Source organism: Phytobacter sp. (assembly GCF_059074235.1).
In genome coordinates this window covers 227,870-241,849 of record NZ_JCACPZ010000008.1, presented here as the reverse complement: position 1 = coordinate 241,849, position 13,980 = coordinate 227,870, and the positions used below count along the sequence as shown (strand labels likewise).

11 protein-coding genes and 1 pseudogene are annotated in these 13,980 nt (G+C 53.6%); all 12 read left to right on the top strand.

Features of this window, described 5'->3' with window-relative positions; genetic code table 11:
• The first annotated feature begins 351 nt into the window (after positions 1-351).
• The 12 genes and pseudogenes from lrhA to nuoL all read left to right on the top strand — a co-directional run bounded on the left by lrhA (position 352) and on the right by nuoL (position 13,772).
• Positions 352-1,290, top strand: a complete 939-nt coding sequence (gene lrhA / locus AC5JPW_RS18990) for a transcriptional regulator LrhA (RefSeq protein WP_494242674.1) — start codon at positions 352-354, stop codon at positions 1,288-1,290.
• 623 nt (positions 1,291-1,913) lie between these two features.
• On the top strand, positions 1,914-2,357 hold the full coding sequence (nuoA, locus tag AC5JPW_RS18985) for an NADH-quinone oxidoreductase subunit NuoA (protein ID WP_494242673.1): 444 nt from the start codon (positions 1,914-1,916) through the stop codon (positions 2,355-2,357).
• 15 nt (positions 2,358-2,372) lie between these two features.
• Positions 2,373-3,047 carry an NADH-quinone oxidoreductase subunit NuoB gene (nuoB, locus tag AC5JPW_RS18980; protein ID WP_494242672.1) on the top strand — a complete coding sequence of 225 codons (675 nt, stop codon included), beginning with the start codon at positions 2,373-2,375 and terminating at the stop codon, positions 3,045-3,047.
• Positions 3,048-3,137: 90 nt separating this feature from the next.
• A complete protein-coding gene (nuoC, locus tag AC5JPW_RS18975; protein WP_494242671.1) occupies positions 3,138-4,940 on the top strand; it encodes an NADH-quinone oxidoreductase subunit C/D in 1,803 nt (600 codons plus the stop codon).
• A 2-nt stretch (positions 4,941-4,942) separates the two neighbouring features.
• Positions 4,943-5,443 carry an NADH-quinone oxidoreductase subunit NuoE gene (gene nuoE, locus AC5JPW_RS18970; RefSeq protein WP_494242670.1) on the top strand — a complete coding sequence of 167 codons (501 nt, stop codon included), beginning with the start codon at positions 4,943-4,945 and terminating at the stop codon, positions 5,441-5,443.
• Positions 5,440-6,777 carry an NADH-quinone oxidoreductase subunit NuoF gene (gene nuoF, locus AC5JPW_RS18965; protein ID WP_494242669.1) on the top strand — a complete coding sequence of 446 codons (1,338 nt, stop codon included), beginning with the start codon at positions 5,440-5,442 and terminating at the stop codon, positions 6,775-6,777. Before nuoE ends, nuoF begins: the two co-directional genes overlap by 4 nt.
• A gap of 28 nt (positions 6,778-6,805) precedes the next feature.
• Positions 6,806-9,532 carry an NADH-quinone oxidoreductase subunit NuoG gene (gene nuoG, locus AC5JPW_RS18960; protein ID WP_494242668.1) on the top strand — a complete coding sequence of 909 codons (2,727 nt, stop codon included), beginning with the start codon at positions 6,806-6,808 and terminating at the stop codon, positions 9,530-9,532.
• Entirely contained in the window at positions 9,529-10,506 is a 978-nt protein-coding gene (gene nuoH / locus AC5JPW_RS18955; protein WP_458046459.1) for an NADH-quinone oxidoreductase subunit NuoH, read from the top strand. The genes nuoG and nuoH overlap by 4 nt, the downstream gene beginning before the upstream one ends.
• 13 nt (positions 10,507-10,519) lie before the next feature.
• Positions 10,520-11,062 (top strand): NADH-quinone oxidoreductase subunit NuoI, encoded by a 543-nt coding sequence (nuoI, locus tag AC5JPW_RS18950; RefSeq protein WP_494242667.1) that lies wholly within the window; start codon positions 10,520-10,522, stop codon positions 11,060-11,062.
• A gap of 11 nt (positions 11,063-11,073) precedes the next feature.
• Positions 11,074-11,628 carry an NADH-quinone oxidoreductase subunit J gene (gene nuoJ, locus AC5JPW_RS18945; RefSeq protein ID WP_494242666.1) on the top strand — a complete coding sequence of 185 codons (555 nt, stop codon included), beginning with the start codon at positions 11,074-11,076 and terminating at the stop codon, positions 11,626-11,628.
• Positions 11,625-11,927, top strand: coding sequence for an NADH-quinone oxidoreductase subunit NuoK (gene nuoK, locus AC5JPW_RS18940; protein ID WP_002463445.1), 303 nt, complete (start codon positions 11,625-11,627; stop codon positions 11,925-11,927). The genes nuoJ and nuoK overlap by 4 nt, the downstream gene beginning before the upstream one ends.
• Positions 11,924-13,772 (top strand): annotated as a pseudogene (nuoL, locus tag AC5JPW_RS18935) (NADH-quinone oxidoreductase subunit L). Before nuoK ends, nuoL begins: the two are co-directional and overlap by 4 nt.
• The last annotated feature ends 208 nt before the right edge of the window (positions 13,773-13,980 follow it).

Below are 13,980 nucleotides of genomic sequence, written 5' to 3'. Positions count from 1 at the left end.
ATATATTAGTTGTTTGTTATTACTTGTTTTGACTCCCGGTTAGCCATATGTATTGGCTGTATATGACACGCCAGTCATCTGCGGCTGATAATGTTGCAAAAAAATGCTTTTTCCTTAAAAGGATTAACAAGTATTCGTATGGTTTATATATTCGAAAGGAAAGGGAGTATGCAAAATAATGTCGTTGCGTTCGTCATGCGTCAAACGGCGCACGATAAACATCAGAACTTTCAGTCAGGTTGACCAGGGTATAACTCTGCTGGATGCACATTTAAAAGGGAATTGCTTAAATCTTACGCGCACAGCATAAACCCGGGTAGCTCCGAGTGAGGAACCCGTAAGTGAAAAATTATGATAAATGCAAATCGTCCGATACTGAATCTCGACCTCGATCTGCTGAGAACCTTCGTTGCGGTCGCTGATTTGAACACGTTCGCTGCGGCAGCTGCTGCAGTTTGTCGCACCCAGTCTGCGGTCAGTCAGCAAATGCAGCGTCTGGAGCAGTTGGTAGGAAAAGAGCTTTTTGCCCGTCATGGTCGAAATAAGCTGTTAACCGAACACGGCATTCAGTTACTGGGCTACGCCAGAAAGATTTTACGCTTCAATGATGAAGCATGTACTTCTCTAATGTTTAGCAATCTCCAGGGCGTGCTAACGATTGGTGCTTCTGATGAATCGGCGGATACCATCCTGCCATTCTTGCTCAATCGTATTAGCTCTGTTTATCCAAAACTGGCTCTGGATGTCCGCGTGAAACGGAATCCCTTTGCTGGTGACAGATTGCAGGAAGACGATGTCGATCTGATTGTCACGACCAATCGGCCGGGGCAATATGATTGTCTGACTCTACGAGCCTCCCCCACTCATTGGTACTGTTCTGCGGAGTTTGTTCTCCAGAAGGGCGAAGCCGTACCGTTGGTATTGTTGGATGAGCCAAGCCCATTCCGCGACATGATCATCAATGCGCTGAATACGGCAGATATCCCCTGGCGAATAGCCTATGTGGCATCGACTTTATCCGCGGTGAAGGCGGCAGTGAAAGCTGGACTGGGAATTACTGCACGGCCTGTCGAAATGATGAGTCCGGATCTTCGCGTTCTGGGCAAATCAGACGGGTTACCAGGTCTTCCAGAAACGGAGTATTTGCTCTGCTTTAACACGCTGAGTCAGAATGAACTGGCACAGGTGATTTTCCAGGCAATGGAACACTACCAAAATCCGTGGCAGTACGGTACGAGTGCCACTGAAGGGGGAGGCGACTCTCTTGTTGTTGAGGGGGATTTTGGCTAACAAGCGCGCCAAAAACTGGTAACAAATTGTAAATGTAAAAATGGACCGCTGACAATGGAATCGCTGTCATCGGTTCGTTTTTTGCACGATTGCTTCTCATAAACAGTTTGAATATTAAAATTAATCATAATAATCAATTTGTTATAACTGTTTCCTCCGCAATGCCTCCACATGATCTATAGTTTTTAGTGATACTCCCTCATGTTAAAAATCTAGCCGTTTTGTTGCCGTTTTTAGGGATGAATTAACAAAAGCGTGTCGCAGATCAAGAAAATACTCCCACAGAGGGGGAGGAATCCGCGCAAAATCCTGTCAAAATAAGAGGGTAATTTTTGTAAAACCTCACAACGGACACGATTCAACACCCTAAAAGATCATGGGCTTCGTCGAGGTTGAATAAGAAAACGGCATTAAATGTTAATGAATTGCTGCCGATGTAAACTAATGTGAGGAAACTTTTGTTAAAGTTGACAAAAGGTTATAGAAAGGAGTAAAAACCCACATCGTTTGGCTGACTTTGTCAAATTCTTACTTAACGTGTGGTTTTATTCCTCCCCATGAATCGATGTAGCGCCATCTGCCGAGAAGAGCAGAGCATTAAGCGCTACCTTTTGAGCTAAGCAATGCGTATGTCAACATCCACTGAAATCATCGCTCATCATTGGGCGTTCGCAGTCTTTCTTATTGTCGCTATTGGCCTGTGCTGCCTGATGTTGATCGGCGGCTGGTATCTCGGCGGTCGCGCACGCGCAAGACACAAAAACGTTCCATTCGAATCGGGTATCGATTCGGTCGGGACTGCACGCCTGCGTCTCTCAGCCAAATTTTATCTGGTAGCCATGTTCTTCGTCATATTCGACGTGGAAGCGCTTTACTTATACGCATGGTCAACCTCCATTCGCGAGAGTGGTTGGGTCGGTTTTGTCGAAGCCGCAATTTTCATTTTAGTGCTGCTGGCTGGTCTTTTTTATCTGGTGCGAATTGGTGCGCTGGACTGGACGCCTTCGCGTTCACGCCGTGCACAAATCAACCCAGAGACTAGCAGCTACACTAATCGTCAACGCTAACCGCGAGGCAATAAGATGGATTATACGCTCACCCGCATAGATCCCAACGGTGAGAACGACCGTTACCCCCTGCAAAAACAGGAGATCGTAACCGACCCCCTGGAACAAGAAGTTAACAAAAGTGTTTACATGGGCAAGCTCGAGAATGCCCTGCATGACATGGTTAACTGGGGCCGCAAAAACTCAATCTGGCCTTATAACTTCGGGTTGTCCTGCTGTTATGTCGAGATGGTGACCTCCTTTACCGCCGTGCACGATGTTGCGCGTTTTGGTGCTGAGGTACTGCGTGCTTCTCCGCGTCAGGCTGACCTAATGGTGGTTGCAGGTACCTGCTTTACCAAAATGGCACCGGTTATTCAGCGTCTTTATGATCAGATGCTGGAGCCTAAATGGGTTATCTCCATGGGCGCGTGCGCAAACTCCGGTGGGATGTATGACATCTATTCCGTGGTGCAGGGCGTCGACAAATTTATCCCAGTAGATGTCTACATTCCGGGTTGCCCGCCGCGTCCGGAAGCCTATATGCAGGCTTTGATGCTGTTACAGGATTCGATTGGAAAAGAGCGCCGTCCGCTGTCGTGGGTTGTTGGCGATCAGGGCGTATACCGCGCCAATATGCAGTCGGAACGCGACCGCAAACGCGGCGAGCGTATTGCAGTAACCAACCTGCGTACGCCTGACGAGATTTAATTTGCGCCTGCGGGTTATGGCATCAACATTCGCATTTTAATAATCAACTAACGCGAAGCCATACCTGACAGTCACCACGGAAATTTTGCAATGGTGAACAATATGACTGACTTAACTGCGCAAGAAGCCACATGGCAGACCCGGGATCACCTTGATGATCCGGTCATTGGCGAGCTGCGCAACCGTTTTGGGCCGGATGCCTTTACCGTTCAGGCGACCCGCACCGGGGTGCCGGTTGTTTGGGTGAAGCGCGAACAGTTACTGGAAGTGGGCGATTTCCTTAAGAGACTGCCAAAACCTTACGTCATGCTGTTTGATTTACACGGCATGGACGAACGTCTTCGCACGCACCGCGCGGGTTTACCTGCCGCGGACTTTTCCGTTTTCTACCACCTGATTTCCATTGAACGCAATCGCGATATCATGCTCAAGGTGGCATTATCTGAAAACGATCTGCGCGTGCCGACATTCACCAAACTCTTCCCGAACGCCAACTGGTATGAGCGTGAAACCTGGGAAATGTTTGGCATTGATATCGAAGGCCACCCGCACCTGACGCGCATCATGATGCCGCACACGTGGACCGGCCACCCGCTGCGTAAAGACTATCCGGCACGTGCGACCGAATTCGACCCGTTTGAGCTGACCAAAGCCAAGCAGGATCTGGAAATGGAAGCGCTGACGTTCAAACCGGAAGACTGGGGCATGAAGCGCGGCACCGACAACGAGGACTTCATGTTCCTCAACCTCGGTCCTAACCACCCGTCTGCCCACGGCGCTTTCCGTATTATTCTCCAGCTCGATGGCGAAGAGATTGTCGACTGCGTGCCAGATATCGGCTACCACCACCGTGGTGCTGAGAAGATGGGCGAGCGTCAATCCTGGCACAGCTACATTCCGTACACTGACCGTATCGAATATCTCGGCGGCTGCGTGAACGAAATGCCATACGTGCTGGCCGTTGAAAAGCTGGCAGGTATTACCGTTCCGGCGCGTGTTGACGTCATTCGTGTCATGCTCTCCGAGCTGTTCCGCATTAACAGTCACTTGCTGTACATCTCGACGTTTATTCAGGACGTCGGTGCCATGACGCCAGTCTTCTTCGCCTTTACCGATCGTCAGAAAATCTACGATTTGGTGGAAGCGATTACCGGTTTCCGTATGCACCCGGCCTGGTTCCGCATCGGCGGTGTGGCTCACGACCTGCCTCGCGGTTGGGATCGTCTGCTGCGTGAATTCCTCGACTGGATGCCGAAGCGTCTGGCTTCCTACGAGAAAGCTGCGCTGCGCAACACCATTCTGAAAGGTCGTTCTCAGGGCGTTGCTGCGTATAACGCAAAAGAAGCACTGGAGTGGGGTACCACCGGTGCTGGCCTGCGTGCCACCGGGATTGACTTCGACGTGCGTAAAGCCCGTCCTTACTCTGGTTATGAGAACTTCGACTTTGAGGTGCCGGTGGGCGGCGGTGTTTCCGACTGCTACACCCGTGTGATGCTGAAAGTGGAAGAGCTGCGCCAGAGTTTGCGCATCCTTGAGCAGTGCCTCAAAAATATGCCGGAAGGCCCGTTCAAAGCGGATCACCCGCTGACCACGCCGCCGCCGAAAGAGCGCACGCTGCAACATATCGAAACCCTGATCACGCACTTCCTGCAGGTTTCGTGGGGCCCGGTCATGCCAGCCAACGAATCCTTCCAGATGATTGAAGCGACGAAGGGTATCAACAGTTACTACCTGACCAGCGACGGCAGCACCATGAGCTACCGCACTCGTATCCGCACACCGAGCTATGCGCACTTGCAGCAGATCCCGGCGGCGATCCGTGGCAGCCTGGTATCAGACCTTATCGTCTATCTGGGTAGTATCGATTTTGTTATGTCAGATGTGGACCGCTAATTATGCACGAGAATCAATTACCAGAAACCGAGGCTTTTGAGCTGAGTGCGGCAGAGCGTGAGGCAATTGAGCACGAGAAGCACCACTACGAAGACCCGCGCGCGGCGTCCATCGAAGCGCTGAAAATTGTTCAGAAACAGCGCGGCTGGGTACCGGATGGCGCGATCTACGCCATTGCTGATGTGCTGGGTATCCCGGCGAGCGATGTTGAAGGTGTTGCCACATTCTATAGCCAGATTTTCCGTCAGCCGGTTGGCCGCCACGTCATTCGCTACTGCGACAGCGTGGTCTGCCATATCACCGGGTATCAGGGTATTCAGGCTGCGCTTGAGAAAAAACTCAATATCAAGCCGGGCCAGACGACTTTCGATGGTCGCTTTACTCTGTTGCCGACCTGCTGTCTGGGCAACTGCGACAAAGGCCCGAACATGATGATTGATGAGGATACTCACAGCCATCTGACGCCGGAATCCATCCCTGATTTGCTGGAGCGGTATAAATGAAAGACGTTATCCGTACTCCCGAAACGCATCCGCTGACCTGGCGTCTGCGTGATGACAAACAGCCCGTGTGGCTGGATGAATACCAAAGCAAAAACGGTTATGCCGGTGCGCGTCGTGCACTGACCGGAATGGCCCCGGATGAAATCGTCAATGAAGTCAAAGAGTCCGGTCTGAAAGGCCGTGGCGGCGCTGGCTTCTCCACGGGTTTGAAGTGGAGCCTGATGCCGAAAGACGAATCCATGAACATCCGTTACCTGCTGTGTAACGCCGATGAAATGGAACCGGGTACGTACAAAGACCGTTTACTGATGGAGCAACTGCCGCACCTGCTGGTGGAAGGCATGCTCATTTCCGCGTTTGCGCTGAAAGCGTACCGTGGCTACATCTTCCTGCGCGGTGAATATATTGAAGCTGCGGTGCACCTGCGCCGTGCGATTGCGGAAGCGACCGAAGCCGGTCTGCTCGGCAAAAATATTCTCGGCAGCGGGTTCGACTTCGAGCTGTTCGTCCATACCGGGGCAGGACGTTATATCTGTGGTGAAGAGACCGCACTGATTAACTCCCTGGAAGGTCGCCGCGCTAACCCACGTTCCAAACCGCCGTTCCCGGCGAGCTCTGGCGTGTGGGGCAAGCCGACCTGCGTGAACAACGTGGAAACCCTGTGTAACGTCCCGGCGATTCTGGCTAACGGCGTTGAGTGGTATCAGAACATTTCGACCAGTAAAGATGCTGGCACCAAACTGATGGGCTTCTCAGGCCGTGTGAAGAATCCGGGTCTGTGGGAACTGCCGTTTGGCACCACTGCACGTGAAATCCTTGAGGATTATGCGGGCGGCATGCGCGATGGCCTGAAATTCAAAGCCTGGCAGCCTGGTGGTGCAGGGACCGACTTCCTGACCGAATCCCATCTCGACCTGCCGATGGAATTTGAAAGCATCGGCAAAGCGGGTAGCCGTCTGGGTACGGCGCTGGCGATGGCGGTAGACCACGAGATTGGCATGGTTCCGCTGGTTCGTAACCTGGAAGAGTTTTTCGCCCGTGAATCCTGTGGCTGGTGTACGCCATGCCGTGACGGTTTACCGTGGAGCGTGAAAATTCTGCGTGCGCTCGAGCGTGGCGAAGGCCAGCCTGGGGATATCGAGACACTTGAGCAACTGTGTCGTTTCCTTGGGCCGGGTAAAACCTTCTGTGCGCATGCGCCAGGTGCTGTCGAGCCGCTGCAAAGCGCGATTAAATATTTCCGTGAAGAATTCGAAGCAGGCATCAAGCAGCAGTTCAGCAATACCAACGCCATTGGCGGTATTCAGCCGAACCTCTTGAAAGCGCGCTGGTGAGTTAAATTTCTAATTTGGAAGCATGCTAATGGCTACGATTCATGTAGACGGCAAAGAATATGAGGTCAACGGTGCAGACAACCTGTTACAGGCATGTCTGAGCCTCGGCCTTGATATTCCGTATTTTTGCTGGCACCCGGCGCTTGGCAGCGTCGGTGCTTGCCGCCAGTGTGCGGTGAAGCAATATCAGAACGCGGAAGACACGCGTGGTCGCCTGGTGATGTCCTGTATGACACCGGCAACCGAAGGTACCTTTATTTCTATCGATGATGCAGAAGCGAAACAGTTCCGCGAAAGCGTCGTAGAGTGGTTGATGACCAACCACCCGCACGATTGCCCGGTCTGTGAAGAAGGGGGCAACTGCCACCTGCAGGATATGACGGTTATGACCGGTCATAGCTTCCGCCGCTATCGTTTCACAAAACGTACTCACCGTAATCAGGATCTGGGGCCGTTCATCTCTCACGAAATGAACCGCTGCATTGCCTGCTACCGCTGCGTGCGTTACTACAAAGATTATGCAGACGGTGTGGATCTGGGCGTTTATGGCGCACATGACAACGTCTACTTCGGTCGCCCGGAAGATGGCACGCTGGAAAGCGAGTTCTCCGGTAACCTGGTCGAAATCTGCCCGACCGGTGTATTCACCGATAAAACGCACTCCGAGCGTTACAACCGTAAATGGGACATGCAGTTTGCGCCAAGCATCTGTCAGCAGTGTTCCCTGGGATGTAACACCAGCCCGGGTGAGCGTTACGGTGAACTGCGTCGTATCGAAAATCGCTTCAACGGCTCCGTAAACCACTACTTCCTGTGCGACCGTGGTCGTTTCGGTTATGGCTACGTGAACCTGAAAGACAGACCGCGTCAGCCAATTCAGCGTCGTGGCGATGATGTCATTACCCTGAACGCCGAGCAGGCCATGCAGGGTGCGGCGGATATCCTGCGTCAGTCCAAAAAAGTGATTGGTATTGGTTCTCCACGCGCCAGCGTTGAGAGCAACTTCGCCTTGCGTGAACTGGTGGGTGCTGAGAACTTCTATACCGGTATCGCGAAAGGCGAACAAGAACGCCTGCAGATGATGCTTAAAGTGCTGCGTGAAGGCGGAATCCGTACTCCAACGCTGCGCGAGATTGAATCTTACGATGCTGTCCTGGTGCTGGGTGAAGACATTACCCAAACCGGCGCACGCGTTGCACTGGCGGTTCGCCAGGCAGTTAAAGGCAAAGCGCGCGAAATGGCAGCGGCCCAGAAAGTGGCTGACTGGCAGATTGCCGCCATCCTCAACATCGGTCAGCGCGCCAAACACCCGCTGTTTGTTACCAACGTGGATAACACCCGTATGGATGACATCGCGGCGTGGACTTACCGTGCGCCGGTTGAAGATCAGGCTCGCCTTGGTTTTGCTATTGCCCATGCGCTTGATGAAAATGCACCGGCGGTAGACGGCATCAGCCGTGACCTGCAAAACAAAATTGATGTTGTCGTTCAGGCGCTGGCCGGCGCGAAAAAACCGCTGATTATCTCCGGGACCAACAACGGTAGCGTGGATGTAATTCAGGCGGCAGCGAACGTTGCGAAGGCACTGAAAGCGCGCGGTTCAGACGTCGGTGTGACCATGATTGCCCGTTCAACCAACAGTGTTGGTCTTGGCATGATTGGCGGCGGCTCTCTGGATGAAGCACTGGATGAGCTGGAAACCGGTGCGGCGGATGCCGTGGTGGTACTGGAAAACGATTTGCACCGCCATGCAAGTGCAACCCGTGTGAACGCTGCTCTGGCTAAAGCGCCGCTGGTGATGGTAATTGACCATCAGCGTACGGCGATTATGGACCATGCGCACCTGGTGCTCTCTGCAGCAAGCTTTGCTGAAAGTGACGGTACGGTTATCAACAACGAAGGCCGTGCGCAGCGCTTCTTCCAGGTCTATGACCCGTCTTACTACGACAGCAAAAACATCATGCTGGAAAGCTGGCGCTGGCTGCACTCTCTGCACAGTACAGTGGAAAACCGTGAAGTGGACTGGACGCAGCTTGACCATGTGATTGACGCTGTTGTCGAGAAACTGCCACAGCTGGCCGGTATCAAAGATGCCGCACCTGACGCGAGCTTCCGTATTCGTGGTCAGAAACTGGCACGTGAACCGCATCGTTACAGTGGTCGTACTGCAATGCGCGCGAACATCAGCGTGCACGAGCCGCGTCAACCGCAGGATAAAGACACCATGTTCGCCTTCTCAATGGAAGGGAACAACCAGCCGTCTGCACCGCGTTCGCAGATTCCGTTTGCATGGGCACCGGGCTGGAACTCCCCGCAGGCATGGAACAAGTTCCAGGCTGAAGTGGGCGGTCACTTGCGTCATGGCGATCCGGGTGTGCGTCTGATTGAAGCCTCGGAAAGCGGTCTGGATTACTTCACCAACGTGCCGGCAAGCTTTGAAGCGCAGGACGGACAGTGGCTTATCGCGCCTTACTACCATCTGTTTGGTAGTGATGAAATGTCACAACGTTCTCCGGTCTTCCAGAGCCGTATGCCGCAGCCGTACATCAAACTCAACCCGGCAGATGCTGCGAAGCTGGGCGTGAATGCCGGTGCGCGTATTTCCTTTAGCTACGACGGCCAGACTCTCAGCCTTCCGCTGGAGCTGTCTGAAGGGCTGACGGCAGGGCAGGTTGGTTTACCGATGGGCATGCCGGGTATTGCGCCGGTGCTTGCTGGTGCGCGTCTTGAAAATCTGCAGGAGGCTAAAGCATGAGTTGGTTAACACCGGATGTTATCGACATTCTGTTAAGCATCCTGAAAGCGGTCGTCATTTTGCTGGTGGTGGTCACCTGTGGTGCGCTCATGAGTTTTGGTGAGCGTCGTCTGCTGGGTCTGTTCCAGAACCGTTACGGACCAAACCGCGTAGGCTGGGGGGGCTCACTCCAGATCGTCGCGGACATGATCAAGATGTTCTTTAAAGAAGACTGGGTACCGAAATTTACGGACCGCATGATCTTTACCCTTGCGCCGGTCATCGCGTTCACCTCTCTGTTGCTGGCCTTCGCGATTGTGCCGGTCAGCCCGAACTGGGTGGTAGCGGACCTGAACATCGGGATCCTGTTCTTCCTGATGATGGCTGGCCTTGCGGTGTATGCGGTGCTGTTCGCAGGCTGGTCGAGTAACAACAAATACTCGCTGTTGGGGGCGATGCGTGCGTCTGCGCAGACCCTGAGCTACGAAGTGTTCCTCGGATTGTCCCTGATGGGCGTGGTGGCGCAGGCCGGTTCATTCAACATGACCGACATCGTCAACAACCAGGCTGATATCTGGAACGTTGTCCCACAGTTCTTTGGTTTTATCACCTTTGCCATTGCAGGCGTGGCGGTGTGTCACCGCCACCCGTTTGACCAGCCGGAAGCCGAACAGGAACTGGCCGATGGTTACCACATTGAATATTCCGGCATGAAATTCGGTCTGTTCTTCGTGGGGGAATACATCGGTATCGTGACCATCTCTGCACTGATGGTCACGTTGTTCTTCGGTGGCTGGCACGGCCCGTTCTTACCGCCATTCATCTGGTTCGCGATTAAAACCGCGTTCTTCATGATGATGTTCATTTTGATTCGCGCAGCATTACCTCGTCCTCGTTATGACCAGGTCATGTCCTTCGGCTGGAAAGTGTGCCTGCCGTTGACGCTTCTCAATTTGTTGGGTACGGCGGCTGTCATTCTCTGGCAAGCGCAATAAGGGGCTAAAGACCATGACTTTAAAAGAATTACTCGTGGGCTTCGGCACCCAGGTGCGCAGTATCTGGATGATCGGCCTGCACGCGTTTGCAAAACGCGAAACTCAGATGTACCCGGAAGAGCCGGTTTATTTACCGCCGCGCTACCGTGGACGTATTGTCCTGACTCGCGATCCGGACGGTGACGAGCGTTGTGTTGCCTGTAACCTGTGTGCGGTAGCCTGTCCGGTAGGTTGTATCTCCCTGCAAAAAGCAGAAACCAAAGACGGGCGCTGGTATCCGGAGTTTTTCCGTATCAACTTCTCGCGCTGCATTTTCTGCGGCATGTGTGAAGAGGCTTGCCCGACGACCGCTATCCAGCTGACCCCGGATTTTGAAATGGGTGAGTACAAGCGTCAGGATCTGGTTTACGAAAAAGAGGATCTGCTGATCTCCGGTCCGGGCAAATACCCGGAATATAACTTCTACCGGATGGCAGGTATGGCAATCGACGGCAAAGATAAGGGCGAAGCAGAGAACGAAGCCAAGCCTATCGACGTCAAGAGCCTGTTACCGTAAGGAGAGGGGCAATGGAGTTCGCTTTTTATATCTGTGGCCTGGTTGCCATCCTGACGACACTGCGGGTGATTACCCACACTAATCCGGTGCACGCCTTGCTGTACCTGATTGTGTCGTTGCTGGCTATCGCAGGTGTCTTCTTCTCGTTGGGTGCCTACTTTGCGGGTGCGCTGGAAATCATCGTGTATGCGGGTGCCATTATGGTGCTGTTCGTGTTCGTGGTGATGATGCTCAACCTTGGCGGTTCAGAAATCGAACAAGAACGCCAGTGGCTGAAACCGCAGGTGTGGATTGGTCCGGCGATTTTGTCGGCCATCTTGCTGGGCGTGATGATTTACGCCATTGCAGGCATTAATGATCAGGGTATCGAAGGGACGCCAATCAGCGCTAAAGCCGTCGGTATCACTCTGTTTGGACCATATGTCCTGGCAGTGGAACTGGCATCAATGCTGCTGTTGGCCGGTCTGGTTGTTGCCTTCCATGTTGGTCGTGAAGACCGTCAGGGTGAAGTGCTGAGCAACCGTACGGAAGACCGCCCTAAAAGAAAAACGGAGGAGCATGCATGATCCCCTTACAACATGGACTGATCCTTGCCGCGATCCTGTTTGTTCTCGGTCTTACTGGTCTGGTGATTCGTCGCAACCTGCTGTTTATGCTGATTGGTCTTGAAATCATGATCAACGCAGCCGCCCTGGCATTTGTGGTGGCGGGCAGTTATTGGGGCCAGACTGACGGTCAGGTGATGTATATCCTCGCCATTAGCCTCGCAGCTGCGGAAGCGAGCATTGGCCTGGCGTTGCTGCTGCAACTCCATCGTCGCCGCCAGAATCTGAATATCGATTCAGTAAGTGAGATGCGTGGATGAACATGCTCGCCTTAACCATTATTTTTCCTTTAATTGGCTTTTTGCTGCTCTCTTTCTCTCGTGGACGCTGGTCGGAAAACCTGTCTGCGACGGTAGGGAATGGGCTCGATTGGCCTGGCGGCGCTGGTTACCGCCATCGCCGGTGTTGATTTCTTCAATAACGGTCGTCAGGCTCTTCACACTGCCATTGTGGACGTGGATGTCTGTCGGTGATTTCAACATCAGCTTTAGTCTGGTGCTGGATGGTTTGTCACTGACCATGCTGTCGGTGGTGACCGGCGTCGGCTTCCTGATCCACATGTTCGCCTCCTGGTATATGCGCGGTGAAGAGGGATACTCCCGCTTCTTCGCCTACACCAACCTGTTTATTGCCAGCATGGTCATTCTGGTGCTCGGCGATAACCTGCTGCTGATGTACCTCGGCTGGGAAGGCGTGGGCCTGTGTTCGTACCTGCTGATCGGCTTCTACTACACCGATCCGAAGAATGGCGCAGCGGCAATGAAAGCGTTCGTCGTGACCCGTGTGGGTGACGTCTTCCTCGCCTTCGCGCTGTTCATTCTCTACAACGAACTGGGCACCCTGAACTTCCGTGAAATGGTCGAGCTGGCACCTGCCGCACTTCGCCAGGCTGGCAACAACATGCTGACCTGGGCGACGCTGATGCTGCTGGGCGGTGCCGTCGGTAAATCGGCACAGCTGCCGTTGCAGACCTGGCTTGCCGATGCGATGGCGGGCCCGACGCCTGTTTCTGCGCTGATCCACGCCGCAACCATGGTTACCGCGGGTGTTTACCTGATTGCCCGTACCCACGGTCTGTTCCTGATGACTCCGGAAATCCTGCATCTGGTGGGGATCGTTGGTGCCGTTACGCTGGTGCTGGCAGGTTTTGCGGCGCTGGTGCAGACCGATATCAAACGTGTGCTGGCCTACTCCACCATGAGTCAGATTGGCTACATGTTCCTGGCGCTGGGTGTACAGGCGTGGGATGCGGCGATTTTCCATCTGATGACGCATGCGTTCTTTAAAGCGCTGCTGTTCCTCTCGTCTGGTTCGGTGATTCTTGCCTGCCACCACGAGCAGAACATCTTCAAAATGGGCGGTCTGCGTAAGTCGATTCCGCTGGTGTATGTCTGCTTCCTGGTGGGTGGCGCAGCGCTGGCTGCACTGCCGATGATTACCGCAGGCTTCTTCAGTAAGGATGAGATCCTTGCCGGGGCGATGGCGAACGGCCATCATCAACCTGATGGTTGCAGGTCTGGTCGGTGCGTTCATGACCTCTCTGTATACTTTCCGTATGATTTTCATCGTCTTCCACGGGAAAGAACAAATTCATGCTCATGCAGGGAAGGGGATTACCCACCACCTGCCGCTGATTGTGCTGCTGATTCTCTCTACCTTTGTGGGCGCAATGATTGTTCCGCCATTGCACGGTGTTCTGCCTGAAACCACTGAGCTTGAGCACGGTCGCGTACTGATGCTTGAAATCACCTCTGGTGTCGTGGCGATTGCCGGCATCCTGATTGCCGCATGGCTGTGGCTGGGCAAACGCACGCTGGTGACGTCCATTGCTAACAGTGCGCCGGGCCGTCTGCTGGGTACCCTGGTGGTACAACGCATGGGGCTTCGACTGGTTGTACGATCGCGTCTTCGTTAAGCCGTTCCTGGGCGTTGCCTGGCTGCTGAAACGCGATCCGCTGAATGCCTTGATGAACATCCCGGCGATTCTGTCCCGCTTTGCAGGCAAAGGTCTGCTGCTTAGCGAGAACGGCTATCTGCGCTGGTATGTGGCATCCATGAGCATCGGTGCAGTCGTGATTCTGGCACTGCTGATGGTATTGCGTTGAGTTTGTAGGCCGGATGGCGCTGCGCTTATTCGGCCTATAAATCCATAGATAATTTTAGAAATCGTTGAAAATCTGTTCCTGAAGTACAGGCGTCATCGGCGAAGTCAGACCGGAGACCGCCAGCGCAGAGCAACCGGAGCGTACTGAAGTACGTGAGGATTGCGAGCACTGCCGGGATTTGGGCTGACGAGTGAGATAGCCTGAGCAG

Excerpts from the sequence above, each read along its gene's own strand:
- lrhA (WP_494242674.1), top strand. The coding sequence starts at position 352 with ATGATAAATGCAAATCGTCCGATACTGAATCTCGACCTCGATCTGCTG.
- nuoA (WP_494242673.1), top strand. The coding sequence starts at position 1,914 with ATGCGTATGTCAACATCCACTGAAATCATCGCTCATCATTGGGCGTTC.
- nuoB (WP_494242672.1), top strand. The coding sequence starts at position 2,373 with ATGGATTATACGCTCACCCGCATAGATCCCAACGGTGAGAACGACCGT.
- nuoC (WP_494242671.1), top strand. The coding sequence starts at position 3,138 with ATGGTGAACAATATGACTGACTTAACTGCGCAAGAAGCCACATGGCAG.
- nuoE (WP_494242670.1), top strand. The coding sequence starts at position 4,943 with ATGCACGAGAATCAATTACCAGAAACCGAGGCTTTTGAGCTGAGTGCG.
- nuoF (WP_494242669.1), top strand. The coding sequence starts at position 5,440 with ATGAAAGACGTTATCCGTACTCCCGAAACGCATCCGCTGACCTGGCGT.
- nuoG (WP_494242668.1), top strand. The coding sequence starts at position 6,806 with ATGGCTACGATTCATGTAGACGGCAAAGAATATGAGGTCAACGGTGCA.
- nuoH (WP_458046459.1), top strand. The coding sequence starts at position 9,529 with ATGAGTTGGTTAACACCGGATGTTATCGACATTCTGTTAAGCATCCTG.
- nuoI (WP_494242667.1), top strand. The coding sequence starts at position 10,520 with ATGACTTTAAAAGAATTACTCGTGGGCTTCGGCACCCAGGTGCGCAGT.
- nuoJ (WP_494242666.1), top strand. The coding sequence starts at position 11,074 with ATGGAGTTCGCTTTTTATATCTGTGGCCTGGTTGCCATCCTGACGACA.
- nuoK (WP_002463445.1), top strand. The coding sequence starts at position 11,625 with ATGATCCCCTTACAACATGGACTGATCCTTGCCGCGATCCTGTTTGTT.